General features: G+C 60.6%; 29 protein-coding genes and 1 pseudogene. 13 read left to right on the forward strand and 17 right to left on the reverse strand.

All coding sequences use genetic code 11. The features are described 5' to 3' along the window. Nucleotides 1-53 precede the first annotated feature (53 nt). A complete protein-coding gene (locus tag NKH23_RS18340) occupies nt 54-539 on the reverse strand; it encodes a hypothetical protein (RefSeq protein WP_352912303.1) in 486 nt (161 codons plus the stop codon). Here NKH23_RS18340 and NKH23_RS18345 point away from each other — a divergent pair. Both NKH23_RS18345 and NKH23_RS18350 read left to right on the forward strand, forming a co-directional pair. Continuing rightward, the gene (locus NKH23_RS18345) at nt 501-1,037 is read left to right on the forward strand and encodes an ABC transporter permease family protein (RefSeq protein WP_352912304.1); all 537 of its coding nucleotides are present in this window, start codon (nt 501-503) and stop codon (nt 1,035-1,037) included. The two genes, NKH23_RS18340 and NKH23_RS18345, sit on opposite strands and share 39 nt — an antisense overlap. Before the next feature lie 73 nt (nt 1,038-1,110). Then, nucleotides 1,111-1,644, forward strand: a complete 534-nt coding sequence (locus NKH23_RS18350; protein WP_352912457.1) for a Ros/MucR family transcriptional regulator — start codon at nt 1,111-1,113, stop codon at nt 1,642-1,644. A 60-nt stretch (nt 1,645-1,704) separates the two neighbouring features. Here NKH23_RS18350 and NKH23_RS18355 read toward each other — a convergent pair. The 5 genes and pseudogenes from NKH23_RS18355 to NKH23_RS18375 form a co-directional block, all read right to left on the reverse strand. Continuing rightward, a pseudogene (locus tag NKH23_RS18355) lies at nt 1,705-1,932 on the reverse strand (ArdC-like ssDNA-binding domain-containing protein); the annotation flags it as partial. Between the two features lie 339 nt (nt 1,933-2,271). Then, nucleotides 2,272-2,868, reverse strand: a complete 597-nt coding sequence (locus NKH23_RS18360) for a mobile mystery protein B (protein WP_352912306.1) — start codon at nt 2,866-2,868, stop codon at nt 2,272-2,274. Beyond that, on the reverse strand, nt 2,865-3,326 hold the full coding sequence (locus NKH23_RS18365) for a mobile mystery protein A (protein WP_353035127.1): 462 nt from the start codon (nt 3,324-3,326) through the stop codon (nt 2,865-2,867). The genes NKH23_RS18360 and NKH23_RS18365 overlap by 4 nt, the downstream gene beginning before the upstream one ends. A gap of 155 nt (nt 3,327-3,481) precedes the next feature. Then, nucleotides 3,482-3,691, reverse strand: a complete 210-nt coding sequence (locus tag NKH23_RS18370) for a hypothetical protein (protein WP_352912310.1) — start codon at nt 3,689-3,691, stop codon at nt 3,482-3,484. Continuing rightward, the gene (locus NKH23_RS18375; protein WP_352912311.1) at nt 3,681-4,097 is read right to left on the reverse strand and encodes a hypothetical protein; all 417 of its coding nucleotides are present in this window, start codon (nt 4,095-4,097) and stop codon (nt 3,681-3,683) included. The genes NKH23_RS18370 and NKH23_RS18375 overlap by 11 nt, the downstream gene beginning before the upstream one ends. 1,222 nt (nt 4,098-5,319) lie before the next feature. Here NKH23_RS18375 and NKH23_RS18380 point away from each other — a divergent pair. Together NKH23_RS18380 and NKH23_RS18385 are read left to right on the forward strand one after the other, a co-directional pair. After that, nucleotides 5,320-5,511 carry a DUF3606 domain-containing protein gene (locus NKH23_RS18380; RefSeq protein ID WP_352912313.1) on the forward strand — a complete coding sequence of 64 codons (192 nt, stop codon included), beginning with the start codon at nt 5,320-5,322 and terminating at the stop codon, nt 5,509-5,511. Nucleotides 5,512-5,858: 347 nt separating this feature from the next. Continuing rightward, nucleotides 5,859-6,065: a hypothetical protein gene (locus NKH23_RS18385; RefSeq protein ID WP_352912314.1), complete on the forward strand. Its 207-nt coding sequence runs from the start codon at nt 5,859-5,861 to the stop codon at nt 6,063-6,065. A 616-nt stretch (nt 6,066-6,681) separates the two neighbouring features. On the opposite strand, the gene NKH23_RS18390 is transcribed toward NKH23_RS18385, so the two are convergent. Then, nucleotides 6,682-7,440, reverse strand: coding sequence for an acyl-homoserine-lactone synthase (locus NKH23_RS18390; protein ID WP_352912316.1), 759 nt, complete (start codon nt 7,438-7,440; stop codon nt 6,682-6,684). Further along, the gene (locus tag NKH23_RS18395; protein WP_353026704.1) at nt 7,388-8,137 is read right to left on the reverse strand and encodes an autoinducer binding domain-containing protein; all 750 of its coding nucleotides are present in this window, start codon (nt 8,135-8,137) and stop codon (nt 7,388-7,390) included. Before NKH23_RS18395 ends, NKH23_RS18390 begins: the two co-directional genes overlap by 53 nt. 127 nt (nt 8,138-8,264) lie before the next feature. Between NKH23_RS18395 and NKH23_RS18400 the strand changes: the two genes are divergently transcribed. Next, on the forward strand, nt 8,265-8,480 hold the full coding sequence (locus NKH23_RS18400; RefSeq protein WP_292654544.1) for a helix-turn-helix domain-containing protein: 216 nt from the start codon (nt 8,265-8,267) through the stop codon (nt 8,478-8,480). A gap of 27 nt (nt 8,481-8,507) precedes the next feature. Here NKH23_RS18400 and NKH23_RS18405 read toward each other — a convergent pair whose 3' ends face one another. After that, nucleotides 8,508-8,768 carry a helix-turn-helix domain-containing protein gene (locus NKH23_RS18405; RefSeq protein ID WP_353026706.1) on the reverse strand — a complete coding sequence of 87 codons (261 nt, stop codon included), beginning with the start codon at nt 8,766-8,768 and terminating at the stop codon, nt 8,508-8,510. A 146-nt stretch (nt 8,769-8,914) separates the two neighbouring features. Here NKH23_RS18405 and NKH23_RS18410 point away from each other — a divergent pair, with 146 nt between their 5' ends. The 6 genes from NKH23_RS18410 to NKH23_RS18435 all read left to right on the forward strand — a co-directional run bounded on the left by NKH23_RS18410 (nt 8,915) and on the right by NKH23_RS18435 (nt 14,551). Further along, nucleotides 8,915-9,688 carry an IclR family transcriptional regulator gene (locus NKH23_RS18410; protein WP_353026708.1) on the forward strand — a complete coding sequence of 258 codons (774 nt, stop codon included), beginning with the start codon at nt 8,915-8,917 and terminating at the stop codon, nt 9,686-9,688. Continuing rightward, on the forward strand, nt 9,678-10,871 hold the full coding sequence (locus tag NKH23_RS18415; protein WP_353035130.1) for a M24 family metallopeptidase: 1,194 nt from the start codon (nt 9,678-9,680) through the stop codon (nt 10,869-10,871). The genes NKH23_RS18410 and NKH23_RS18415 overlap by 11 nt, the downstream gene beginning before the upstream one ends. Nucleotides 10,872-11,056: 185 nt before the next feature. After that, complete coding sequence (locus NKH23_RS18420) at nt 11,057-12,151, forward strand: threonine synthase (RefSeq protein ID WP_502912363.1); 1,095 nt, start codon at nt 11,057-11,059, stop codon at nt 12,149-12,151. Between the two features lie 226 nt (nt 12,152-12,377). After that, complete coding sequence (locus NKH23_RS18425) at nt 12,378-13,061, forward strand: substrate-binding periplasmic protein (RefSeq protein WP_353035166.1); 684 nt, start codon at nt 12,378-12,380, stop codon at nt 13,059-13,061. Between the two features lie 105 nt (nt 13,062-13,166). Further along, nucleotides 13,167-13,823 carry an amino acid ABC transporter permease gene (locus NKH23_RS18430; RefSeq protein ID WP_353035132.1) on the forward strand — a complete coding sequence of 219 codons (657 nt, stop codon included), beginning with the start codon at nt 13,167-13,169 and terminating at the stop codon, nt 13,821-13,823. Further along, a complete protein-coding gene (locus NKH23_RS18435; RefSeq protein ID WP_353035134.1) occupies nt 13,820-14,551 on the forward strand; it encodes an amino acid ABC transporter ATP-binding protein in 732 nt (243 codons plus the stop codon). The genes NKH23_RS18430 and NKH23_RS18435 overlap by 4 nt, the downstream gene beginning before the upstream one ends. A 45-nt stretch (nt 14,552-14,596) precedes the next feature. Here NKH23_RS18435 and NKH23_RS18440 read toward each other — a convergent pair whose 3' ends face one another. Together NKH23_RS18440 and NKH23_RS18445 are read right to left on the reverse strand one after the other, a co-directional pair. After that, complete coding sequence (locus tag NKH23_RS18440; protein ID WP_352912334.1) at nt 14,597-15,643, reverse strand: pyridoxal-phosphate dependent enzyme; 1,047 nt, start codon at nt 15,641-15,643, stop codon at nt 14,597-14,599. Then, the gene (locus NKH23_RS18445) at nt 15,640-16,623 is read right to left on the reverse strand and encodes a GHMP family kinase ATP-binding protein (protein ID WP_353035136.1); all 984 of its coding nucleotides are present in this window, start codon (nt 16,621-16,623) and stop codon (nt 15,640-15,642) included. Before NKH23_RS18445 ends, NKH23_RS18440 begins: the two co-directional genes overlap by 4 nt. A 346-nt stretch (nt 16,624-16,969) precedes the next feature. Between NKH23_RS18445 and NKH23_RS18450 the strand changes: the two genes are divergently transcribed. Continuing rightward, a complete protein-coding gene (locus tag NKH23_RS18450; protein WP_352912338.1) occupies nt 16,970-17,857 on the forward strand; it encodes a LysR family transcriptional regulator in 888 nt (295 codons plus the stop codon). Between the two features lie 227 nt (nt 17,858-18,084). Beyond that, nucleotides 18,085-19,251 carry an ATP-binding protein gene (locus tag NKH23_RS18455; protein ID WP_352912340.1) on the forward strand — a complete coding sequence of 389 codons (1,167 nt, stop codon included), beginning with the start codon at nt 18,085-18,087 and terminating at the stop codon, nt 19,249-19,251. Nucleotides 19,252-19,541: 290 nt separating this feature from the next. On the opposite strand, the gene NKH23_RS18460 is transcribed toward NKH23_RS18455, so the two are convergent. The 6 genes from NKH23_RS18460 to trbK-alt are packed head-to-tail and all read right to left on the reverse strand — an operon-like array spanning nt 19,542 to nt 24,453. Beyond that, nucleotides 19,542-19,769 carry a DUF2274 domain-containing protein gene (locus tag NKH23_RS18460; RefSeq protein ID WP_352912342.1) on the reverse strand — a complete coding sequence of 76 codons (228 nt, stop codon included), beginning with the start codon at nt 19,767-19,769 and terminating at the stop codon, nt 19,542-19,544. After that, nucleotides 19,766-20,977: a TraB/TrbI/VirB10 family type IV secretion system protein gene (locus NKH23_RS18465; protein WP_352912344.1), complete on the reverse strand. Its 1,212-nt coding sequence runs from the start codon at nt 20,975-20,977 to the stop codon at nt 19,766-19,768. Before NKH23_RS18465 ends, NKH23_RS18460 begins: the two co-directional genes overlap by 4 nt. Further along, nucleotides 20,974-22,038: a P-type conjugative transfer protein TrbG gene (gene trbG, locus NKH23_RS18470; RefSeq protein ID WP_352912346.1), complete on the reverse strand. Its 1,065-nt coding sequence runs from the start codon at nt 22,036-22,038 to the stop codon at nt 20,974-20,976. The genes NKH23_RS18465 and trbG overlap by 4 nt, the downstream gene beginning before the upstream one ends. Beyond that, nucleotides 22,035-22,721: a conjugal transfer protein TrbF gene (trbF, locus tag NKH23_RS18475; RefSeq protein ID WP_352912348.1), complete on the reverse strand. Its 687-nt coding sequence runs from the start codon at nt 22,719-22,721 to the stop codon at nt 22,035-22,037. The genes trbG and trbF overlap by 4 nt, the downstream gene beginning before the upstream one ends. Further along, nucleotides 22,718-24,088 (reverse strand): P-type conjugative transfer protein TrbL, encoded by a 1,371-nt coding sequence (gene trbL / locus NKH23_RS18480; protein ID WP_353035138.1) that lies wholly within the window; start codon nt 24,086-24,088, stop codon nt 22,718-22,720. The genes trbF and trbL overlap by 4 nt, the downstream gene beginning before the upstream one ends. Further along, nucleotides 24,085-24,453 (reverse strand): putative entry exclusion protein TrbK-alt, encoded by a 369-nt coding sequence (gene trbK-alt, locus NKH23_RS18485; protein ID WP_352912352.1) that lies wholly within the window; start codon nt 24,451-24,453, stop codon nt 24,085-24,087. Before trbK-alt ends, trbL begins: the two co-directional genes overlap by 4 nt. Between the last annotated feature and the right edge of the window lie 4 nt (nt 24,454-24,457).

A 24,457-nucleotide genomic window follows, 5' to 3' on the forward strand; every position in this document is an offset into this window, starting at 1 on the left:
TTCATGCGCACGGCTCGCAACCTTCTGGGCTGATTGGCTCCTGGGCTGGCCGCCTATTTGCGCAAAAGCTCGATCTCAGGCGGGATATTAACGACGTCGCCCGATTCGTCATCGGTTCCACCAGTGACATAGCCAGGTTCGTCCGAGTATGAGAAGACTTTCGTAATGATGCCTGATTTGAGCGCTTCAGCGCTCCAGACGTTATAGAGGCCCTCCGACGTTGCCAGGCCCATCATCACGAACACGTCGCCGCTGCGGACGCCCATTTCGTCGAAATGGTCGGAAAGCATCCGCTTCAGGGCCGGATCAGGCCTCGTAGAAATTTCATCGAGGTTTCTGCGTCCCGTCGGCGTAGGCGCTCTTTTCCTGCCGTCCGTTGTTTGATGGAGGGCGATCGTGGCATTGACAGCCGCGGCGCGGACCTGCCCCCCAGCCAAGGCGAAGGGGCAAGGGGTGAAGGTGGCCTCGGTCCAGTATGCTGCTGTGGTCTTCGGGGCGTGATGGCAGGCTTCGCTGGCGCGTTCCTGTCTGTCGGCCAAGCGGCGCGTTTCGTGCCGGACGTGACCAACGGACGCGGCTGGCTGGCGATCATCATCGTCATCGCCGGTCTGTGGCGGCCCTACCCGATTTTGGTAGCGGCACTAGTGTTTTCCTTCCTCGACGCGCTGCAATTGCAAATCCAAGGCATCGGCATCGCCATTCCTTACCAATATGTGTTGATGATGCCCTATGTTGCGGCGATCCTAGCGCTGATGATCCGCCGCTCGCGAGCCAGCGCCCCCGCCATGCTGGGCGTGCTCACACACGGGAATAGGACAGTGCTGTCGCCGCCGATTGCGTCCAGCTTGTCAGCCGCTCGCGTCAGCCGAACAGCTGCTGTTGCATTGCTTCATCGAGGTCCCGAAGCCGCTGCTCCCTTCAGTCTTCTCGACCAGCAGGCTGTCGACATCGAGCCCCTCCCAAGCTTGCCTGGAGCCGATAAAGCGAAGCTTGCCGGCTTGATATTTGCGGCGAATAACGTTTGTTGGCGGAAATAACGAATTGTTTGCGTGATTGGCAATAAACAGCTCATCCATTTCAACGCGCGCCATTAGACAAGAGGAAAACTCGATGACCGTTTCTCCAGACCAAAGCGACCTGGCTGATCTCGTATCGATTACTGCCGACATCGTTTCCGCCTACGTTTCGAACAATCCCCTGCCGGTCGGCGAGTTGGCGAAGCTGATCGGGGACACCTATGTCGCTTTGCAAGGGATCGGCACGCCTGTGGCTCCGGCCGCAGTCAAACTGGAACCGGCGGTGTCGATCAAGAAATCAGTGTCACCCGATTTCATCATCTGCCTGGAAGATGGGAAGAAGTTCAAATCCCTCAAGAGGCACATCGGAGTCCATTACAATCTGACGCCCGACGCGTACCGCGAGAAATGGAGCCTGCCGTCCGACTATCCGATGGTGGCGCCGAACTACGCGGCGACCCGCTCGGCCCTAGCGAAATCAATCGGGCTTGGGCGCAAGGCGGCAGCGCCAGCAACAGCTGCGGCGGAAGAACCAAAACGAGCTGCTCGCACGGCAGCGGCGACAACAACCGCAACGGCCGTCAAGTCGCCGATGAAGAGGGCGCGCAAGGCACCCGTCAAAGCATAGAGTGCTGCACCTGATAAGAGCGTCTATGCAGTGGCGTACCTGAACTTGGAGAAGCCCCGCCAGCGCCTGTTTGAAAGTCATCCAGATCGGCGCGGAATAGCCTTTGGCCACGGCCTCGCCCCACATCAGTACATTGATTCCCTAATAGGGCATGCCGTTGGAACGTAGGAGCCGGGTAATCCACCCGGCGGCATGTTTGGCATTCCAGGGCTTGAGCCAAGGCCGCACGCCCTGCTCCAGTTCAGCCACGATGCGGCTGGTGATGCGTTCATAAACATCGGTTTTCACTGGTCTTTCTCCTAGTCTTGCGGTTGCGCATGCAACCGACTAGGCCCGCGCCAATGAGCGGGAGATTGCGGTCAAGGCCGGAAAACGCCCGGGATGGTGCGGGCCGGAGCGCAGCGACAACACGGCCGGCGTTTTCCGCCTGCAGGGCCTAGCCTTGACGGCGGTCGGGCCGCAGGCCCCAAAACGAAAGGGGTCAGCCGGCACGGCTGTCCTGCTCACTAGGTCTTGCGCGAGAGATCGTCACCGGACCAAGACCGGCGGGGCTTGGTGAGCGCGGCGAGTAGAGCCCGATCCTGCGTAGCCCCAAGCGGAGCAGGACGCGCCATGAAATTGAAAGAACTACGACCGCGCAAAAACCAGCAACGGCGCTATGTCATGATTGTCCGCCGCCCGCAGTGCCGCCACATAGCTGGTGCGCAGTTCGCCGGTATCCGCGAGTCCGCCCCCTCCCCAGCTGAATGGCTCGCCGCCGAGCCGCTCGATTAGAAGGTCGACCATCAGCCGCGCATGACGCCCGTTCCCGTTCGGAAAAGGATGAATGGCAACCAGCCGGTGATGCAGCCGCAGGGCGATTTCATCCGGCGAATACGTCCCATTCTCCACCCAATAGCGCACGTCGTCGAACAGCGCCGCCATATCGGTCTGGATGCGGTACGCATCGACCCCGATATTCCGCGCCGTCGTGCGGCAAGTCCCCGCCCACTTCCACACATCGCCGAACATGCGCTTGTGCAACGTCATGGCGACGTCGATGCTGAGAATGTCCTGCAGCTTGCGCCCGCGCCGCCCGCGCGCCCACGCCACCCCTGCCAGGATATTCTCCTGCTCGGCCTCGTTGAGATCGCCGCGATGCGTAATCCAGCTTTGCAGGAGTCCTTCGCGCTCCTCCGGCTCCAGCGGCGTCGCGTCGTCGGGTTCCGCGAAGAGGTCGCTCACGGCCCCTCCCACAGATCACGGTCTTTGACTTGGTCGCGGATATAAGCCTCGATGCGCGCTTCCATCCCGGCATCGCCGGTTTCCTGCGCTTCCAGCTTCATCGTATGGGCAACACGCGCAAGCGCGCGCGTCGCGATCTTCCGCGCTCGCGCATTGACGGCTTCCCCCAGCGAGCTGTTCGGCACGAGCGCATAGACCAGCGTGCAGTCCAGCGCCTCGGCGGCCCGCCGCAACGTGCTGAGCTGGATTGAACCGGAGGCCTCGGATTTCTCAAGCGCCTCCACCGTCTGCGGACGCACGCCGAGCCTGGCTGCAAGCTGAACGCCGCTCATGCCAAGCGCATCCCGGATCGCCCGTATCCAGCCCTTGGGAGGCGGACGCAGCCGATTTACGGGCTGCAAGTCCGCAAGCCGCTCATCCAGGCGCTCCCGCGCCCTCTTTCGTATATCCGTTTTCATATGACGGCCTGATTTTTCTATCTATAGAAATCAGCCTACAGTATGATAATTGCAATTGCAATATCAGACTGAAATATGATTTGAAGCGCGTCGGATCAGCTTATGGCCTGGTTTCTAGAAAGATCAGACGCGAAAAGCGTCACCCGTCCTATTGGTTAATCCGCAATCCCCGCCCGCTCCAAAATGGTATGAAGCCGGTCTTCCGTGGCAGTCGAAGAAGGTCGTTTTCCAGCCGGCAAAGGCTGTCCGAGGCAATCGCGCGCAACCTCGCCGCTGCCGGCCTGTCCGAAAGATTCGTCGGCAGATAAGGTATCGAGCCGAAGCCGGTGACGATTGCGGGTCTCGGCAAGCGGCTCAATCGCCATGTCTCCTCGGTAACCAGCCGGCATTGCTCGGGCGGCGGGAGATCGCCGGCCGCAGGAGGCGCGCTGACGGTGCCAAGCCTTGATCGTGCTTCCGCATCGAGACGGTCCAACACTGCCTCGTAGGCTTTAGGGGAATTGTTTCGGCGAGATCGATCGCGTTGCTGCCGTGCAGGCGATGCCGCCGCCGTTTCAGCTCCACCAGGCAGGCAGAAGCAGCATCGGCGCAAAGCCGGTCGAAGCAACCAAGCACCTCATCGGGCGTGCGGCGATAGCTCAGCACGTTGAACGTCGCGAACGCGGTAGCCGCCGCTGTCACGTCGTAGCCGGACTTGCCGTCGCGGATGCTGAGCAGGCTCGGCGGCGTGCCCGGAACCGACTGGGAATCGTCGGTGAGCTCCGAAGCCACCGGGCTATGCGTGCGACGGATAGGGCGCCGATCCGGTGGTCAGCCAATGACACCGAGGGATGGGTCAGCTACGCTGACGCGGCGGCGGACCTGATTCCGCCTGGCCGGCACCTATCCCATGCCCTCCCTCGCTCCCGATGGGTGCCGGCCATCTCCGCACAACGCGAGCGCTTCAGTTCCTCCGGAGCTTAATGGATCCCACCCTCACCGGCCGGCGCGGTCGCAGCTCGTGCAGACAAGCGCCCGACCCTGCTGAACAGTGCGTCTTTGCCGTACCGCGAGCGACAGGTAATTAGTTCCGCCACGGGGCTATGGTCCGAAACGGGGGAAGACTGAAGTCTTTGCGTCGAAGACTTAGGGCTGAAGGGCGGCAACCAAGACCTTACCGATGGATTGTATTATGCCGCCGAGCAATGTCCCTTATCGGTGGTTCGCCGGGTGCCCACTGCAAGTCCTCCATCAGGGGCACCCGATGTTGGCTTTAACAGCGGAAAGAACTGTGCCCCTTATCCAGAGCAGACAGGACGCCGATGAGGTCGCAAGCCGACCCGCAAATGACAATCAACTTCTAGCCCAACAGATTTCTCGGCTGTTGATCTCATTTCGTCGAGCGACGAGGAGGTCGCTGCCCTTGTCAGGCGAACAGAGCGCCTTGCGCTTGCCGTGACTATAGTAATGGCGATCTTCCTGATTTTTACACCGGTGGCATTCATTGCTCTGATGTAGCCCTCCTCCCAGTGCTTGGGTGCGGACCTTGCTCCCCGGCTCTCCTTGTGGGCTTGTGGGTTTTGTGGGCGCGAAACATTGCGCCAAAAACTCCCGCCCAAACAGCTTCTACAGACGTTCAAAACTGAGCCTTCAGGCTGGCCGTGCGTAGGGACCTAAGCCTGAGTTGCTGCGCGCAATGGGCCCCCACGTGTAGCCGTCCGGAACTGCGTCTGTTCGTACTCGTTGCGGTCCCTCAGGGGAGGAGCCTATGGAGAACAGTGTTCACGAAGCTCGCTGGCTGCTTGCACCGGTTTTCGCCATCTCCATCACCTTCTTGGTGGTTGGAATAGTCGCGAGCTGATGCTCGTTAGCCAGAAATGACGCTCCAAACAGTCCCCAGAAATTGCATCTGCGCAGCTAAAGTCCCTTCCTTCGCTGATAGGATCCGCCCGCCAAATCGAGGAGTGGCGGGCGGATTCTCATTTGCAGCTGCTGAGTGAGTAGGAAAACGGAAATGAACGAGAACAACAGCACCCGAGACGACGTCGACCGAGGCCGCCTGTCGGTCGATGCGTTTTATGAGGTGGAACGTTTCGCGCGGGAAAATCGCATTTCGCCAAGTCAAGTCAGCAAGCTGATTAAAAAGATCGGCAACGACCGTCAGAACCTCGCCAAGGCAGTGAAAAAGCTGCGAGATCGCCATTGAAAAACCCGCCGGCATTCCAACCGCGAGTTGAGCATTCCATATCCGGCCTTACGTTCGCTTTTTACACACCGTTGACGAGAAGATCGCCCGCCCCTCCCAAGCTGGCGAAATGCTCGTAATGCAAATAGTCGCTGCCTTCGAGAGGCAGACTCGAATCTGCCGCCCGATCCCATAGCGCTTTGCCCAACGGCGGATGTTTTGGCTGGTCATTCGGCCATCGCGCCTTTGTCGCGGCTGCAATGACGGTCCGGGCCATATTGCAGCGCTCATCACTGGTAGGAGGAACTGCGATACCCCGTTTCGCCCGACATCAGGGAGCGATATCGGCTCTCATTTATTTGGGATCCATGGACACGATGAAACCCCAGGGCCACGGGATAGCGGCCGATGTTTTGAGATCGGAAGTTGCCAATGCCAGGCAGCGCATCCACCAGACCGAGCGCGCACTTCAACGCAGTGAAGAAATGGTGGCCGAGAATTTCGCGCTGTGCAGCAGGATACGAACTGCGGTCGAGGCCGCAGACCGCTTTGTGAAGATCGCCCCCCAGCTTTGAAGGACGTCGCGCGGGTTGAAGTGGGCCGGCGAAACGCGTCTCCGGGCGAAAGCGCAATCACCTCATCGGCGCTACGCAGAGACAGATCGAAGTTGCCCTCATGAGCGCTGACGTAGACGGATGACCACAAGCAGCTTTTTCTTGCGTCGGGTCCGAGGTTGGCCCGCGGAAGAACCTTTGCTTCCAGTTCGGACGCCACGCGCCAATGTTCGTCAGGCTTTTCGTCGAAGCCGAGGCTGGCCGCCAAGACGTGATCCCAAGCCAGTCCGCACGATAACAGCGACGCGTCGGGAAATTTGGCCAGGCCCTCAAGAATTATGTCCGTCGCCTTCACCAGGCTCTCGGGCGTGAACTGCCCAAAAAAGAAATTGGAGCGAAGGAAGAAGTCGTACTCTTCAAGATCCGGTGTGTCCTTTTCCCAGACCTCCTTCTTCGATGCCAAGGCTGGTACCGCTTGCCCCGCCTGGGCGCGCGCCCGTCTTTACACCTCCGTCTTTGAATGGCTGTTATGGCGCGAGGCAGACAGCCGATTTGCACGCGATAGTGCGTCGCCGCCCTCTGCGAGTGCCAGGCAGCATGTTCGTTCGAGGCGTGACGCCCAAAAGCGGCCCCGCGGTCAGGCCAGCCGCTTGAATGGCGTTTCGGCCCAAAGTACCGGGCCGGTTATGCGATAGAATTGTCGCGTCGCGGCCAAGGCGGACGGGCCGACGTCGACCATCACGCCGATGATCGTCATGTCATCGCACTCGAACGAAGACCCAAGCTGCCTTGGGCACCAGCCGATCGATGCCAACCGGTCGAACCAGTAGTCCTCACAGACAATCGTCAGATTGCTTATGCCTCTTTGAATGCAGAATTCCAGAATTCCGCAGTAGATCACGCCGGCGGCCTGGCAGGGTCGGCCGGGCTCGCGAAAATCCCGGGCCACGAAAAACCTGGTCCACTCAAGGATATCGGGTCGGCGCGGAACGCCACCATCGGCAAGTTGCGGAAAGATTTCGCTCATCAGATGCGGTCTGAGGCTCGGCACCAGGCGGGATCCGGCAACGACACCTCTTCCCGGCTGGATGCCGAGCAGATGAATCGCCTCTGGTGTATCAAACGGGTCGATCTCGCGGCTGTTGGGGCGCCTCAGCTCGTGCCAGCCACGTTCATCGACATAGATTTCATGTCGCAGGCGGAAGTAACTGTCGAGATCCCCTCGATAGGCAAAGCTGTTTGACGCGTCGACGACATGGACCTGAATCATTGCGGTTCCTCGAGATGGAACCCCATCCGACCACGCGACGATTGCCAATGAAATACCCAGATCTGAGGATGGATCAAAGTTCGATTTCGCGCCTGCGATAAGCCTCGACGATGGCGTGCACGACATTGGCGGTGCTGAGCTTCTGCTTGATATTGCGCAGATGGGTTGTCACGGTGTTTTCCGAAATACCAAGTATTCGGGAAACCTCCCATGCGGTCTTCCCGCCGGCGACCCACTGCAGGATTTCACGCTCCCGTTGGGAAAGCTTTTGTCTCGGCCGCCTGAGCGAGCTGCCAACGAGTCGTTCGGCAGCCGAGTAGGCATGGCGCGCAAGGGCATGAACGGTGCAGCGCACCGTCGGCGCCAAATCAATTTCGCGTCCGGCAACCGTTACACAGGCCGGATCGCCAAATGTAGCCTGGATTGGGATGCAGATCCCGTCCCAAAGCCCAAACTCTTTTGCCTCATCCATCACCTTCCTGGCATTGCTGTTCGTCAGGCCGTGATGGACGTCCCTCCAAAGGAACGGCCCGATCGCACCACGGCACAAAGCAACGCAAGGGTCATGGCGATAGTGTCCGGCAGCCATGTAGTGGTCGTACCATTCCCCCGGCCAACCGTTGACAAGGATGTGTCCATCGAGCGATCCGGTGTCCTGGCGTGGCAATTCGGTGACGAGACAGGCTGCATAGCCGTGACGTTCGATGCTCTTGCGCAGTTGCCGAATGATTTCTGCGACGCTGCTTGCACGATCAATCAGCGCGGTTGCTTCAAAGATTTGCGTTAACTGGTGCTGCAAGACGCTCCCATGAACCGCCGACATTTCACGCCCCTTCAATGTACTGAGACAAAGAAAGAATAAATAAGTTAGGCCCGACCGCAACCGGCGGCATGACGTTTGACTACTATAGTAGGTGGCACTAAAGGGCGCGTTCTGACTGCCTCGCCGCATGAGGCTGAGGTCGGTTTTTGCTCGCAATCTGAGGTTGCTTCGCCAAGGTACCGGCTTGTCGCAGGAACAGCTCGCGGACCTTGCCGGCCTTGATCGCAACTATGTCGGCAAGCTGGAGCGGGAGGAGAACTCACCGACCGTCGATACCCTGGAAGTACTGGCATTGGCATTGCAGGTTGATGTGGAGCAGCTCATCCGTCGCAACGCGCCGTGATCCACCGGCCAGGAGGCCGCGGGAGGATCAGGATTTTCTGCTACGTCGCGCACGCGGCGTCTCGGCTAGGGCGCCTTTGCCCGGCCGTTTGGTCAATTCCTCGATGTCGACGCTCAATGCAGTGGCAAGCTTTGCAAGCGACAGAATTGTGGGATTGCGCCTGCCGGCCTCGAGACCACTCAGATAGGCGCGCGTGAACCCTGAACGGAACGACAGTTCCTCTTGAGAGAGGGCTTGTGCGCGCCGAATCCTCTGTACGTTCAGGCCGACAACCACCCGTAGGTCCATGAGGGCATGGTCGTCGCTGCGTACACTTTAGGACGACACACTATAGTGAACATTCGTCATTGACAGACGCCGCCATTGCTGCTTTTCTCATCATATTACGGAACGCCATTCCGAAATAAGGAACGCCAGTGACAGGAAATCTTTCGTTGGAACGTGGCCTTGCGGTTCTCAACGTCCTCAAGGAAGCGGACGAAGCGGTCGGGGTGCGCGAACTCGCCCGCAGGCTTGAGCAGAGTGCTCCAGCCGTGCAGCGAATTCTGAATACCCTGGCAGAGCAGGGCTATGTCGAGCAGCCGCCAGACTCGCGGCGCTACCGGCTCGGTCACTCTGTCCTGGCGCTAGCGCGGAAGGTCCTGGGCAGAGACCGCCTGGTTGGTTTGGCAGAAATCGAACTGCAGGTGCTGGCCGCCGAAGGTTGCTTCAACGCATTCCTCGGCATCAGGCGGGGCAATTGCGGGATTTATCTCCTGACCGTGCAAAGCAAGAGTCCGGTCGTCATTCGTTCTTCCCCTGGTGAAATTTTCCCCTTGCACTCGACCGCTTTGGGCAAGGCACTCCTGATGGAGCTGAGCGGCGAAGCAGTCATTGGTATCCTTGGACGAGGTCCGCTGGAGCAGGTTGCCGTACGCACCGTCACGGACCCACACAAGCTCGTGGCTCAGATCAGAGCGTCCGAATCTATCGGTTACACAACCTCCCTGGACGAGAACTTTACCGGGCTGATAGCGGTCGGCGCACCGCTTCGCGATGCATCGGGCATGATCATCGCGGCGATAAGCGTGGCCTACCCCCGGTCTGTGGGGCCGCATGTGGAGATCGCCGAGGTTGGAGAGGCAGTAATGGCAGCCGCGGCGCGCATCTCAGCCGGCCTCGGCTTTCCGGAAGCAAAACAGGCTCGGGATTCCCACCATGCTGCTTAACGAGGTTCGCCTGAAACAATGCATGTCGGCGGCCGGGCTTGATGCCGTTATAGCCACGACGCCGGAAAACGTGACCTATATGAGCGGCTTCTGGGCTCTGTCGCAATGGATCCGTCGTGGCCCGCAGGCCTATGTGGTGTGGCCGGCTCCTGACAAGGGCACGCCTGAAATCATCGCCAGCACCAGCACCCTTGACCTCGTTGCTGATCAGGACGTCTGGGTAACCAAGGTGCGGCGCTACGGCGACTTTTACGCCGATGTCGGTTCCTCGACTACCGTGGACCGCGCCAATGAACAACACCTCCAGCTTCGCGACCTGCCGAGGCACGGCGATGCAATTGCGGCTTTGATCGCCGCATTGGAAGAAGCCCAGCTCGGCCGTGGGCGGATCGGCATAGACGAGGCGGGGCTCGCGCCAGGATACCAGGAAACCCTCAGAGCCCATTTTCCCAATGCGTCGTTCCTACCAGCCACCGCGTTGCTTCGCGAGGTTCGTGCCGTAAAAACGGCAGATGAAATCGAACGGCTCGGCCAAGTTGCTCAGATCGCCGAACGCTCAATTCAAGCAGCACTCGCCGTTGCTCAGGAAGGCGCCACCGAAGCAGACCTGGCGCGCGCTTTTCATGTCAGGACGGTCGAGGAAGGCGCCCTGCCCGTACTGGGATGCATCGGCTTTGGCGAGCGCAGCGCGCTCATGAACGTCCAGCCGTCTGACCGCAAGTTGCGCGCTGGAGAAATCATCCGCTTCGACGTCGGTGGTCGCTTTCGGCACTACCGCGCCGACATTGCCCGCATCGCCACGCTGGGCGAGCCGCCGCCGCAGGCGCATCGGCTTCAGCAGGCACTGCTGCGCGGCGTTCAGCATGCCTGCGACATTATCCGACCCGGCCTGCCAGCAGCACAGCTCTTCGAGACGGTGGTGCGGGTGGTTCAGAGCGAAGGAATTGCCCACTACGAGCGCGATCACGTCGGCCATGGCATCGGCCTTGATGGTTATGATGCGCCGACGCTCTCGGCGCGCAGTACAGACGTCCTTGAAGAAGGAATGGTGCTGTGCGTGGAGACCCCCTACTACGAAATCGGCCGCTGGGGACTCCAGGTTGAGGACATGGTGGTTGTTCGCCAGGGCGGCGTGGAGCGGCTGACAGAGACGCACGATGCAATCACCCGGGTGCCGTTATGAGCCGCGCGGTAGGTTTTTCCTGTATTCGATGCGGCGCCTTGTTCCGGATCGATACCAAAATAGACTCACGCGGCTGCCCGATATGCTGCGCCGAAGCGCCAGCCAATCTTAAGGTCGTCTACGATCCATCCGGAGCTACATCGGCAGCGGGTGCCGCGCTGCCCTCGCTCTGGCGCTATGCCGACATGCTTCCTTGTGGGCTCAGCGATGCAATCTCCCTGGGCGAGGGCCTGACGCCGCTGCTGAGCGCCGAGAGGCTGGGAAAGCAGCTCGGCGTCCCTAAGCTTCTTATCAAGGACGAAGGCGCAAACCCTACGTGGTCCCACAAGGACCGCTTCTCGACCGTGGCGGTGTCCATGGCACGTTTGAGTGGCGCACGCGTGGTGGCGACTGCTTCGTCGGGGAACGCCGGGGCCTCACTTGCCGCCTATGCTGCACGGGCGGGCCTGAAATGCGTCGTTGTCACATTCTCAGGCACCGCCGGCGCAATGTTGGCGCAGATCCGCAAATACGGCGCCAGCGTCGTATCCCTGGCCGACAAATCCCATCGCTGGCCATTGCTTGCCGCCGGTACCGAGCGCCTCGGATGGTTTGCGACGTCGCCTTTTCACAGCCCCGTGGTTGGCAGTCATCCTGTCGGGATCGAGGGCTACAAGACCTTGGCTTACGAGATCGTCGAACAGATGCACGGAGCCGTGCCGGACTGGTGCGCCTTGCCTGTTTGCTATGGCGACGCGCTTGCCGGGCTCTGGGCGGGATTCAAGGATCTTCTCAGCCAAGGCAGGATCGATCGGCTGCCGAGACTCCTGGCGGCGGAAGTGCACGGATCCTTGGCCAAAGCGCTTGCCGGCAAGGCCGATCTGGTCGCCGAGGTTCCCGCGGGTTTCGACACGCTTGCCATCTCGATCGGCACCACACGAAGCACGTTTCAGGCGCTCAGCGCGCTGCGTGAATCTGGCGGCATAGCAATGCCGGTCGGCAACTGCGGCCTGATAGACATGCAGCAGCAGCTTGCGGCCACCGAGGGAGTGTTTGCCGAGCTTGCCTCGGTGACTCCACTTGCAGCTATTGAATCCTTGAGACGCGAGGGCACGATCGCGCGGTCGGACAGCGTCGTTGCCATCGTGACAGCGAGCGGCCTCAAGGATTTGGATCGTTCGACCAGCCCGGACCAAGCAAAACAATCGTTTCGGTCAGTTGCCGACGCGTGGAAACACCTTACCGGGGACTACGACTATTTCGCGCCCTCTCATGAACAACGTGCGGCCAAGATGTCCTGAAGAGAAGATAGAGACGATCATGAACAGATGCGACTTCTGATCGACTGATGATCTCGTCCATCACTGGACGGTATTGCGACTTCCAAAAGCTATCCACGAGAGGCAAATTCAACTCGCTTAGCGAGCGGAACCTCGATTCAAACATGATGAAAGGGGAATTTTCATGCTTCGCAAAACACTCATCGGCTGGCTCGCAGCCAGCAGTGTCGCAATGGCAACTCAGACGATGGCTGAGGAAACGCTCAGAGTCGGCGTCACGCCAACCGGAGTGCCGTTCACGTTTGTCGACACCGCAACCCGAAAGCCGACTGGCGCGATGGTCGATCTGGCAAGTGCGATTGCCGCGAACCTTGGTACGACCGCTGACTTCCAGGTAAACGCTTTTCCAGCCCTGATCCCGGCATTGACGACCGACAAGATCAATCTGATTTCCGCCAGCATGTTCATAACCGACAAGCGCAAGCAGGTGATCGATTTCAGCACGCCGGTTTACGCCTATGGCGAGGCGATGTTTGTTGCTGCCGGCGACAGCAACAACTACACGATCGAAGAGCTGAGGGGTGAGACTGTCGGCGCGCAGATCGGCTCGACCTACGCTGAGGCTCTGGAAGCACTTGGCGTCTTCGGTCAAGTCAAGCTCTACGACTCAATCGCTGACATGATGCGTGATGTGGTCCTGGGCCGCATCAAGGCCGGCTTTGGAGACGCCCCGATCGTCGCATATCAGCTTTCAAAGAACCCCGAGTTGGGTGTCCGCCTCGTCGACGGCTATCGGCCGATGAAAAAAGGCGAAGTCGCGTTAGCGGTTGCCAAGGAAAATCCACTGCTTCTCGAAAAGGTGAATGCCTCCATCGCCAAGCTGAAGGAGAGCGGCGAACTAAGTCGAATATTCGCCAAATATGGCCTCTGAAGCCATCCCGCATTGAGCTCGAAACAAGCGTCGGCTGGCAGGATCATAGGATCGCATCGAAATGACGGCCTTGACGGCCGGGAACGTGCCAAGAGGAAGCCGGCCATGACCAATTTCATCGCGCACGCAACGGAATATCTGCCGCTTCTTCTTCAAGGCGTTTGGCTGACCGTCATGATAACCCTTCTTGCGCTGTGTCTTGCGACGGCGCTCGGCCTTGTCTGGGCGTTATTGAGGACATCGGAGATACGCTGTCTCGCCGTGCCGACACGGCTTCTTGTCGACTTCGTGCGCGGCATACCACTGCTGGTGGTTCTCTTTTATATCTACTTTGTCGCGCCCGAGATCGGCATCAACCTGACTGCGCTCCAGGCCGGTACGATCGGGCTCGGCCTGGCTCACTCCTGCTATCTCGGGGAAACCTTCCGCGCGGGCATCGAGGCGGTCGACAAAGGTCAGGTCGAAGCGGCAAAATCGATCGGGATGAAGCGTGCGTTGATGATGCGCCGCGTCGTGCTGCCGCAGGCGGTCAAGATTATCCTGCCGCCTTACGCCAACAACATGATCATGCTGCTGAAGGACTCCTCGCTTGTGTCGGTGATTTCGGTTCAGGAGTTGACCATGCAGGGTAAGATGCTTGCGTCGTCCACATTCGACAACATGACAGTTTTTACCTTGGTGGCACTGCTTTACCTGTGCCTGACGGTTCCGCTGAACCTGTTGATGCGTAGAGTCGAGAGCTATCTTGGGGCGGCGGGATGATCACCTTCGAAAACGTGCACAAGTCCTTCGGCGCCCACGAAGTCCTCAAGGGGATCAACGCCGAGATCGCCAAGGGACAGGTCGTATGTTTGATCGGGCCCTCGGGTTCCGGCAAATCGACGCTTCTACGATGTGTGAACGGGCTTGAGATCTATCAGCGCGGTCGCATCAGCATCGACGGCACCGTGGTGGATGCCGCCTCGCCCCAGGTTCACTCCATCTGCACTCGCGTTTCCATGGTTTTCCAACGCTTCAACCTGTTTCCGCACCGCACCGCCCTGGAAAACGTCATGGAAGGGCCGCTCTACGTGCTGAAGGAAAATAGGAACCAGGTCCGCGAGCGGGCCATGGCATTGCTCAATCGCGTCGGCCTGGCCGACAAGACGAATGCCTATCCCGCGTCATTATCGGGCGGCCAGCAGCAGCGCGTAGCCATCGCCCGCGCCCTGGCGATGCGCCCACAGGCCATTCTTTTCGACGAGCCCACCTCCGCACTTGACCCGGAAACGGTCGGCGAGGTCCTGCAGGTCATGCGCGCGCTGGCAGACGAGAACATGACCATGCTCGTGGTTACGCACGAAATTCAGTTCGCGCGAGAGGTTTCCGATAGCGTCCTCTTTCTCGACGGCGGCCGGATCGTTGAGCAAGGCCCGGCCAAGGAGCTCCTTCGACATCCCAAACACGAACGCACTAGGGATTTTCTTCACCGGGTCATGCACCCCGTCTGACTCCTGGCCGATGTTGGTTTGTCGCCTGGCCTGGATTCGAACCTGTCACTGCGCAGGGGACAGGCCGCCCAGCCCTGCGAGGACGGCGTTTAAAGTTCTGCGGTTCCATGGGAATCTCGTCCATGCCGTCTCTTCGGCTGGACGAATTTGCGTGAGAACAGTTGGTTCAAGGGGTATCGAGATTGGCCAATCCTTCAAACCGGCGAGCCAGTCGGGGTTGTAGACAGTATCCGAATGACGATGCCCTTCATCTGGCATAATCACGACGGTGGAGGCTTCCGGATTTTGCCTGGCGAACCAGGCGGCGACCAACGCTGCGGCCCCGCTGGTCGGCCCCATGAATAGCCCGTGATCGCGAAACAGCCCATGCGCCGTTGCGTAAGCCGGCAATGCGCCCACCCAATGAATGTCGTCGATCATCTCATGACGAACATTGTCCGGCAAAACACTGTTGCCGAGCCCGCGCAGCATGCGACGTCCGACAGGCTGGCCAAAGAGCATGCTTCTGTGGGTATCGACAGCAATCATCCTGAGATCAGGAAAGAGCTCACGAAGGAAGCCTCCGGTTCCGCAAAGCGATCCCCCGGTGCCCACGCAGCCGACGAGGCAATCGATGCGGCCGAATGATCGAACAACGAGGTCGGCCAGGCGTGCGTAGGCAAGACGGTTTTCCGGACTGTCGTATTGTCGAGGCCAATACGTGCCCGGGCTATCTTGCAGGGTCTGCTGAAGATACTGGAGCCGACCGCGCTGATTGCCGTCTCCTTGAGGATCGTCGATGGCCATGACTTTGGCACCAAGTTGTTCCAGTCGCCGCCTGAGTTTCAGGTCGATGAGGCTGGAGGCCGTGACAAGTGTAAGCGCATAGCCACGAACCGCAGCCAGCATGGCGATGGCGAGGCCGAATGTGCCCGACGTCGTTTCGATGATGTGACCTTCCTGCCTGAGGCGCCCTGACGCTTCCGCCTGATCGACCATGAACCGGGCGGGGATCAGCTTCATGAGGGAAAAGCAGGCGGCGTTGAGGTTAGGTGCGAGTTGGGCAAATCGCGGCGTCTCATAAGCGCGTAAATAGTCTTGCGCCGCGCTCACTGGATTAGCCCCATTTCGGCATTAAGGGCAAACGTATGGACGCCTTGGAGGCCTGCGCCGCTCACCTCCCTTGCGAGCTCAGCAGCGCGCATGGCCGCCCTGGGTGCGTTGGCATCCAGAAGAATGCCGATCAACGTGCCGCTGTGGGCCACCTGCACACCGCACGCGTCATGCGCCCGTGCTATATCCAAAACGGTATTGAAGGATGCCTTCGGCAGATGCCTCTGACTGATACTGGCGCTGATGGTTGCGACACGTCCAAGCAGGCGGGGATCTTGTTGTCGGATTGAGCGGTTCGCCAGTCCCCGCAGAACACGGAACAGCCCGATTTCCTCACCATCGTAACGTGCCCGTGGCATGCTTAGCGTATCGAACGGCCGGGCACTGCCGTCCCTGAAACCCACCAAGAGAAGGGGCGGGAATTCGCCACCGAAATGTTCTATCGTACGGCCTTCCCGGTGGGCGAAGAGGAGAGGTTGGTCGCCGTACGCAATGGCGTCGCTTGCCCCTTCGGCGGCCACCGCCAGTCGCGCAATCGTTGACTGGCGCAGCGTGAGGCCCGCTGCAGCTGCCACCGCACGAATCGCTGCAATGACGTCTGCGGTCGAGGAACCATAGCCATGCCCTATCGTAATAGGGCTTTCGATCGTAAGTTCTCCACCTCCTTCAGCTACTCCGATATGCTCGAGCGTGAGGGCCGCCGCGCGTGCCGCTTTGGTCCGGTTTGCAGGCCGCGGTCGAATCCCAGTTTGTTCATGCGGCCAGAAAGTCGCCAGCGACTCTTGCGAAGTGAGCGGCAGGGTTACGAGTCCGCGGCAAAGCCTTCCGTTTTCCCCTTCAAAGACGCCTTGGAGGAATTCCCCATGATGGGCGTGCGCTCGTCCGACTCCTACCGCCAGAGGCAGCCTGAGAGTCTCGTTGTTGATGTTGCTCGAATTTGTCCGATGGCCGGATCTCGGCATCCCCGTCTTTGTCACCACGTCATCTCCTCACCTGGAATTGACAGATGATGCGTATGACTGATCCATGCTGTCACTCGCCAAATCTTGGTAGCGCCACTGGCAAGCGCATCATGCAAAGATATCGACAAGATCGGCCCGCCGAATAGGGCGTCCGATACTGGACTAGGCACAGAAGCACTCGTCGAGTGCGGTTGGCCATGCTGACAACCGTTCCGAAACAGTGCACCATGCACCGTGTCTTCATTATTGTTCTTGTAAGGAGAGTTGGACTGCTCACCCTGTGTCAATACTGAGATTTGGCGATAGCCCGCAGCGGCCAAAAGCGCTCAAACGCGTTTTGTCGTCAACTTGAGTTTGAGCAGAGATGCGGAGCTCCATCCAACTCGCGACCCTCAATTATGCACTTGTGGTCGCGGAGGAGGGCAGCTTTCTTCGCGCCTCGCGACGCGCAGGGATCGATCATTCCGCGCTCAGCCGGCGCATACGCGATCTGGAATACGCGGTGGGTACGAGGATATTCCATCGCCATGCTCGCGGCGTCGGCCCAACCCCGGCCGGCGAGCGCTTCCTGGAGCGTCTACGCTCCGTGCTGCTCGAGCTCGACAACACGCTCAGCCTGGCCAGGTCCGGCACCAAAGATGACCAACAAAAGCTTTCCATCGGCTCCAACGGGATCATGCTTGCCGGGCGAGCCTTGGATGCAATCATCGAGTTCGGGCAATCTCATCCCAATGTGACCGTCAGCTTGACGGAGAGTCCTTACCCTTCGCCTGAGGCTGCTCTGGGTGCCACCCAGGTCGACGTGGTCGTGACCTCCTCCTCCCGATTTACCGGCGGCGCGTTCGAATTGACGCTGTGGAAAGACACTCTGGCTGTCGTTCTTGCCTCAAATCATTCTCTCGCCAGCCGTTCAGTGATCGAGTGGCACGAGTTGCACCAAGAGACGTTGCTGGTGCGCAGGGGCGAAGCATTTCAGCTCGCCGACGCTGTTGGACGCGGCGTGCAGCTTCCTCCAATCGTCGAACATCACGTCAGTGCGGGCATCCTTTTGCGCCTTGTCGGAAACGGGCTTGGAGTCGCTCTGATCCACGACCGAGATGCCGACAGTGTTCCTCAGGATGCGGTCTGTCGTAAGCTGCGGATCGGGGGCAAACCAATCCAGATCTCCAGTTTAGCCCGTTGGCGCCCCGACAACGCCAATCCTGCCCTGCCGACCTTCATCTCATTCCTGCGAGATCGGTATTCGTGCTGACAGTCATCCGACCGGCATGACCCGAACAATCACCCGGTTTAAAGTGCATCGGGCCCTGGCAACGCTCTGCCTGTCGTCATGAATCGTGTCAGCATCAGTGCGATCGGTTTTCGGTGCCAATCCCCCAAGGCGTCCGCACGTTTAACGCGCCCCTTCCCTCTTCTCGCCTTGCACCGCTGGGTCGATTTCTCCTTGCAAAACTGGAACTATACTCCATAATTGCAAGGATGATTGAACGCCGCATCAGCACAGAACTCACTGAGATGCTGGACAGCATGCCCGCTGTGGCGCTGCTCGGGCCGCGTCAGGTCGGCAAGACAACCCTGGCGCTGGAAATAGCCGAACGGCGTCCTTCGATCTATCTCGACCTCGAATCGGACGCCGACCGCGCGCGGCTTGCCGAGCCGGAGCTTTATCTGGCCGAGCATCAGGACAAGCTGGTTATCCTGGACGAGGTTCACCGGCTACCGAACCTGTTCCAGAACCTGCGCGGGCTGATCGACCGCGGTCGGCGTGGCGGTCGCAAAGTCGGCCGCTTCCTGCTCTTAGGTTCGGCGTCGATCGATCTTATGAGGCAGTCAGGCGAGACCCTTGCCGGCCGCATTGCCTATCTCGAAATGCATCCGATCGACGGTCTCGAGGTCGGCGCTGCCGACCTTGGGCCGCTATGGGTACGCGGCGGCTTCCCCGACAGCTTTCTGGCCGCGAGTGACCGCGCCAGCCAGCGATGGCGGCTGGATTTCATCCGCACCTATCTGGAACGCGACATCCCCCTCCTCGGTCCGCGCATCCCTGCCGAGACGTTGCGTCGCTTCTGGACCATGCTGGCGCACCGTCAAGCCGGCCTGCTCAACGCTGCCGAGTTCGCCCGCGCGCTCGGCGTCGACGCCAAGACAGTCGCGTCCTATCTCGACCTGCTCGTCGATCTCCTGTTGGTTCGCCGGCTGGAACCCTGGCATGCCAATGTTGGCAAGCGCTTGGTTAAATCCCCGCGCGTCTACGTTCGCGACAGCGGCATCACCCATGCGCTGCTTGGTCTCGCCACGCAGGAAGACGTGCTTGGGCACCCAGTGGCCGGCGCCTCCTGGGAAGGCTTTGTTATCGAGACCCTCACCGCGGCCGCCCCTGCCGGCACGCTGAGCAATTTCTACCGAACAGCTGCGGGCGCGGAGATCGACCTGCTGCTCACGTTGCCGGGCCAACGCGTCTGGGCCATCGAGGTCAAGCGTAGCCTGACGCCGAAGGTGGAAAAGGGTTTTCATCAGGCCTGCGAGGATCTTGCTCCGGTGCGGCGCATCGTCGTCTTTCCCGGATCAGAGCGTTTTCCGCTCCAGCACGGCGTTGAAGCGATGCCCCTGCAAGACTTAGGCCGGGCGCTGCTTGGCCAAACATGATAGAATAGCTTTGGTATTCATCCCGTCAGGGCGGAGGCTCAAAAGGCCCCTCTCGTCCTAGGCTCGAGACGGTGGTGAAGGTCGACGGTTTGTTTGTTTAGCCTCACGATGAGGCTACACGTCTGTCAGCCCTGCTGTCTTGGTCTTCGTCTGGCCGGTTTCATAGGAATCTGACGCGACCTTGATCGCCAGCCGACAGCAATGCTGATCTTGAGCAGATGCGGGGTGGCTCTCAGTGCGGACAACCGTCAGGCCGAGCAGACAAGCATCAGGCCGATCGCTGCCTTTGATTACCCCGAGTTCGTCTGGGAACGCATTCGGCCGAATGCCCTGTCCGTTGCCATGAATCGTGCCAGCATTGGCGCGATCAGCTTTGCCGGATCTGCGATTGTCTGGCCGCTTTCACGGCCAAGCACATCGGCATAAGCGACAAGGTCGCGATGAACGGCGGCAGGCAGTTCGACCGTGATCTTGACCGGACGGTCATCGGGAATGGCGGAAAGTTTCAGCTTGGTCATGATGGATCCTTCCCGCCGTACGGCGCCAGCACCAGGTCGTGATTGACGATGACGCGAACCGGGAAACCGGGCCGCACGGTGAGCGTCGGCTGGACATTGAGCTGATTGCGCACGAGCTGCTGGCCAATATCGGAGGCCGAATCCTGCGCGCTTTCGCGGATGGCCTTGGCGATTTCGCTTTCGTCGTCGCTGGACCCAAGCGATGTCCCAATGCCCAGCAATGTCGAGAGTGCTGCGGCACGGAACATCTGGCCCCAATGATGGTCAACCTCGTCTTCAAGTCCGGAAAATCCTTCAGCGTCTGCGCCCTGCTGGCGCTCCAGCACGATTGAAGTGCCGTCCGGCATGATCAGCCGGTTCCAGACCAGCAGCACGCGCGACTGGCCGAAGGCGACCTGGCTGTCGTATTGGCCGATCAGCCGTGCACCCTGCGGGATCAGGAGGAATGAGCCCGTTGGGCTGTCGTAGACATTTTCCGTGACCTGAGCGGTGATCTCGCCAGGCAGGTCGGAGCGGATGCCGGTGATAAGGGCAGCTGGTATGACAGTGCCGGCTTGCACCACATAGGGCGAGGCCTTCTCGGCGAGCCGATTGGGACTGACGGTGCGAAGGTCTGGCTCGGCATTGACGAAGGCCAGCTTGCGATCCTGCATGTTTTGCGCGGCACCAGGATCGATCGGTGGCGGCCCGGGGGGCAGAGTCAGACCAGATTGGGTGTCCGGTTCTATGACACTGCTGCCAGCAGCCTGTCGTGCGTGCCCAGCTCTCGTGTTCGTATCGGTGAAGAGCTTCGCTACGCGTGCGGCCTCGATCTCGGCCAGTCGGCGCTGCTCCTCCGGATCGGCGCGCGGTCCACTGACGTTGGACGCCCCAACCGGCTGGCCGCGCTCCTGGGCACGCAAGATCGGCCGGCCCAAATCGCCAGGCAGCGCGGGGCCGAGTTGCGGAACACCGGCATAGTCTTTCGGCAGCTTCTGTAGCCCGTCGGCCGTTGAGCGGTTTTCGGTGGTGAAAAGCTCGGGCGGCTGTTCGGTTCCGCGCTGTCTGGTGTCGAGCGCCCAAATCAACGTGCCGAGGATCGCAGCGCTGGCAACTCCACCAACGCCTATCAGCACCTTGCGCGACAATCGCGTGACCCTGGCCGGTTCGGGCCGCAGGCGCAGTTCCGCTCGAATGTCCTGGTTGGGTGCATTTGCAGGATCGCTCATCGGAACAGCCTCGTGCTGGGCGAGGTTCGTTTGCCGTCCGTGCGCACGATGCGGACGCGCTTTTCGCTTGTTTTGTCGCCGAGCCTCAATTCAGCGGCGGCAAACAGCCGATCAACGACGTAGTAGTTCTGGCGAGCACGGTAGTTGACCAGTTCCGAGCCGCCCGACGGGCCGATGACAAAGAGCGGCGGCATTTCGCCCTGCCCTATGCCTGACGGGAACTCGATGTAGACTTTTGCACCGTCATCGAAGGCGCGAAGCGGCCGCCAGGGTGCTGTGTCGCCCTCGATGCGATAGCGGAAATTCAGCTTCTGGATGTCGACGCCGGACGCAACCGGCTGTGCGGCGGAAGCCTGCGCGTTCTGGCGCCGCAGCGCAATCAGCTGGTCCTGTGGATACTGCCAGGAGACGGAAGCCATGTAGGTGTTTTCGGTCGAACGCAGCTCGAGATGATAGGTGCGGCGGTCGCTGTTGATGACGAGATTGGTCTGGAGATCTGGCCGTGTCGGCTTCACAAGAATATGGACCTGCTGGCGCTCCCCTGCCCCGCTTTGTGTGTCGCCGATGATCCAGCGCACCGTGTCGCCGGCGGCCACAGGCCCGGAGCCGACAAGCTGTTCGCCGGGCTGCAAGGCGATGTCGGTGACCTGGCCGGGCGCGGCATAGATCTGGTAGAGCGCCCCCTCACTCCAGGGATAAAGCTGGATGGCATTGACGAACCCGTCGCGAACCGGCTGCATTCTTGCTGCCTCGTTCGCCTGGCTGATCCGCTGCTTCGGATCGGTCGGCTCCGGCTTTACCTTCGTGGCGTCGACCGGTTTCAACTGACCCGGCAGCGGAAGCGGTTTCGGCACTTCGACCACCTTCACCGGACCAGGCGGGTCGACCTTGCGCACGGCCGGCACCGCATCGTCATAGGCGATCTGCGGCGGAATGTATTTTTTCGAAGCACAGCCGGCGAGCGCCGTTGCCGACAGCAGCGCCAGGGCAAGCCTACGTGCCTTGGGCGCATTGCGCGTGGCCGGTCTCGCCGATCTCCTTGTTCGTGCCGCACACATCATGAAAGCTCCTTCGACCAGCTGATGGCGTTGACATAGACGCCGAGCGGATTGGCTTTCAGCCGATCGGCGTTGCGAGGTTGTTGAATCACGATCGTGAGGATTGCGGTCCAGCGCTCGGTGCCGGCCAGGTTGCCGTTCTCGTAGCGGCGCTCGTGCCAGGCGACGCGGAAGGAATCGGGCGAAGCACGGATGACGCTGGAAACCTCGATCGCGATCTGGAGTTTGCCCACTTTGGCAAACGGGTCGTTCAAGCGGGCGTAATCATTGAGAGAAATGGCGCCTCTGTCCGTGGTGTAATCGTAGGCGCGCAGCCAATTTTGGCGCACGATGACCGGGTCGGCCGGAATGCTTCTGACCTGCTCGATGAAGCGGGCCAGATGCCAGGCGATCTGGGGATCGGTCGGCCGATAGTCGGCAACGGCCGGGGCGACAAGCTGCGCCTCGCCAAACTTGTCGACCTGAACCACCCAGGGAACCACCGAGCCGCGCGTCGACTGCCAGATCAATGCGGATGCAAAACCGCCGGCCAGGACGAGCGAGCCGAAGGCCATCAGCCGCCAGTTCTTCGCCTGGACGCGAGCCGAGCCGATGCGCTCGTCCCAAATCTGGGCTGCACGCTGATATGGCGTCTCAGGGTGAGGCGTTTTTGCATAACGAACGAAAGGGCGTCTAAAGGGGTTCATCGGCGGTCGTCCTGATCGAGGGAAACATTCATCGAGCCGCCGCCATCATCACTCGAATGGACAGAATGGGCGGCGGCGCTGGCGCCATGGCTCATGGCTTGGCTGCGCTTCATGCGTTTTGCCCATGCGGGCGGGGCGTCGGAACTGGCCTCGGTGGTCGGCCAGTCACCGGAGGAAGCCGTGCCCGACGAGTGCTTTCCAGTCGTCGCAGTCCAAGCCGCAAAGCGACCGGGCTCATAGCTGTCGGACAGCGCCGACGCAGCGCGCGACATGGCCTGCCTCACCGGTTGAACGGCAGCTCTGGCGCCAGCCCTGGCGACACCTGCCATGCCGGCGGCGACCGAGCCTGCACCGTCTCTTCCAGATGTCGCCGCGCCAAGTTCCCAGGCGGCAGAAGTGCTGCCGGCCAGGTGTGCGCCGCCGCGTGCGGCTGCTGCCGACATACGCGCACCGGCATTGAGAGCGCCTGCTGCGCCGCTCAATCCGGCGCGAGCACCCATAGCGCCAGCCACGCCAACGCCGCCAGCGACGAGGCTCGCGCCAATAGCGGCACCTGCGCCCATTTGCGGGGCACCAGAAACCAGCCCCGTCGCAATGCCGGGACCGAAGATCGACAGCCCCATCAGCGACAGAGCGCCCAGGACGAGCGACAGCGCATCCGTGATTGTGGGCTGCTCGGCACCGAAGCCTTGGGTGAACTCGCCGAACAGGCCCGAACCGATGCCAACGATGACGGCAAGGACCAGGATCTTCACGCCGGAGGCAACGATGTTGCCGAGCACTTTTTCGGCAAGAAAGGCGGTCCGGTTGAACAGCGCAAAGGGGATCAGCACAAAGCCGGCAAGCGTCGTCAGCTTGAATTCGACCAGCGTGACGAAGATCTGGACGGCCAGAAGAAAGAACGCAATCAGTACGATCGCCCAGGCGATCATAAGCACTACGATCTGGACGAAATTCTCGAAGAACGAGACGTAGCCCATCAGCTGGCTGGCGGCCTCGAGGATCGGATTGCCGGCGTCGATGCCGACTTGCGCGACGCGGCCCGGCTGCAGCAATGCCGAGCCGGAAAGTGCCGAACCACCAGCCTTCAGGCCGAGCCCGGAAAAGCTCTCGAAGACAATGCCGGCGAGGCGGTTGAAGTTGCCGATGACGAAAGCGAAGAAGCCGATATAGAGCGTCTTCTTCACCAGCCGGTGCAGCACGTCCTCGTCAGCACCCCAAGCCCAGAACAGGCCGGCAATCGTGATGTCGATGACGATCAGCGTGGAGGTCAGGAATGCCACCTCGCCGCCGAGCAGGCCAAACCCGGAATCGATGTAGCGAGTGAAAGTCTCGAGGAAGCGGTCGATGACGCCGGTGTCGTTCATGGCGCCACCGTTTCCCGATGTAGCCGGTCTTCCGCGAGGGGCGATGTTGGCGGTTGCAGCGGCAACATTCGGCTCGGGTCTTTTTCGATCGACGGAGCCGGATTCGGCGCTACGGGACGAGATGGCTGCAGGAAGCGTCGGCGGCCTTCAGCCCAGGCTTTCCTGCAGGTGTCGTCATCAATCGCCGCCATGCCGATGTCCCGGCATCTGGCAAGTTCGACGCTTGCCGGCTCGCCGCCCGAATGTGCGGAGCGCGGGGAGGACGCGTCCTGCGAGCCGTCGCCGCGCAGCGCCATGAAGGCGGCGGTCATGGCGGCGCCAAGGGCAAGAACAGCTGTCATCCGGGCGGCGATCTTGAGATCCATGCGG

It is taken from the genome of Mesorhizobium sp. M1328 (genome assembly GCF_040318075.1).
GTDB lineage: Bacteria > Pseudomonadota > Alphaproteobacteria > Rhizobiales > Rhizobiaceae > Mesorhizobium.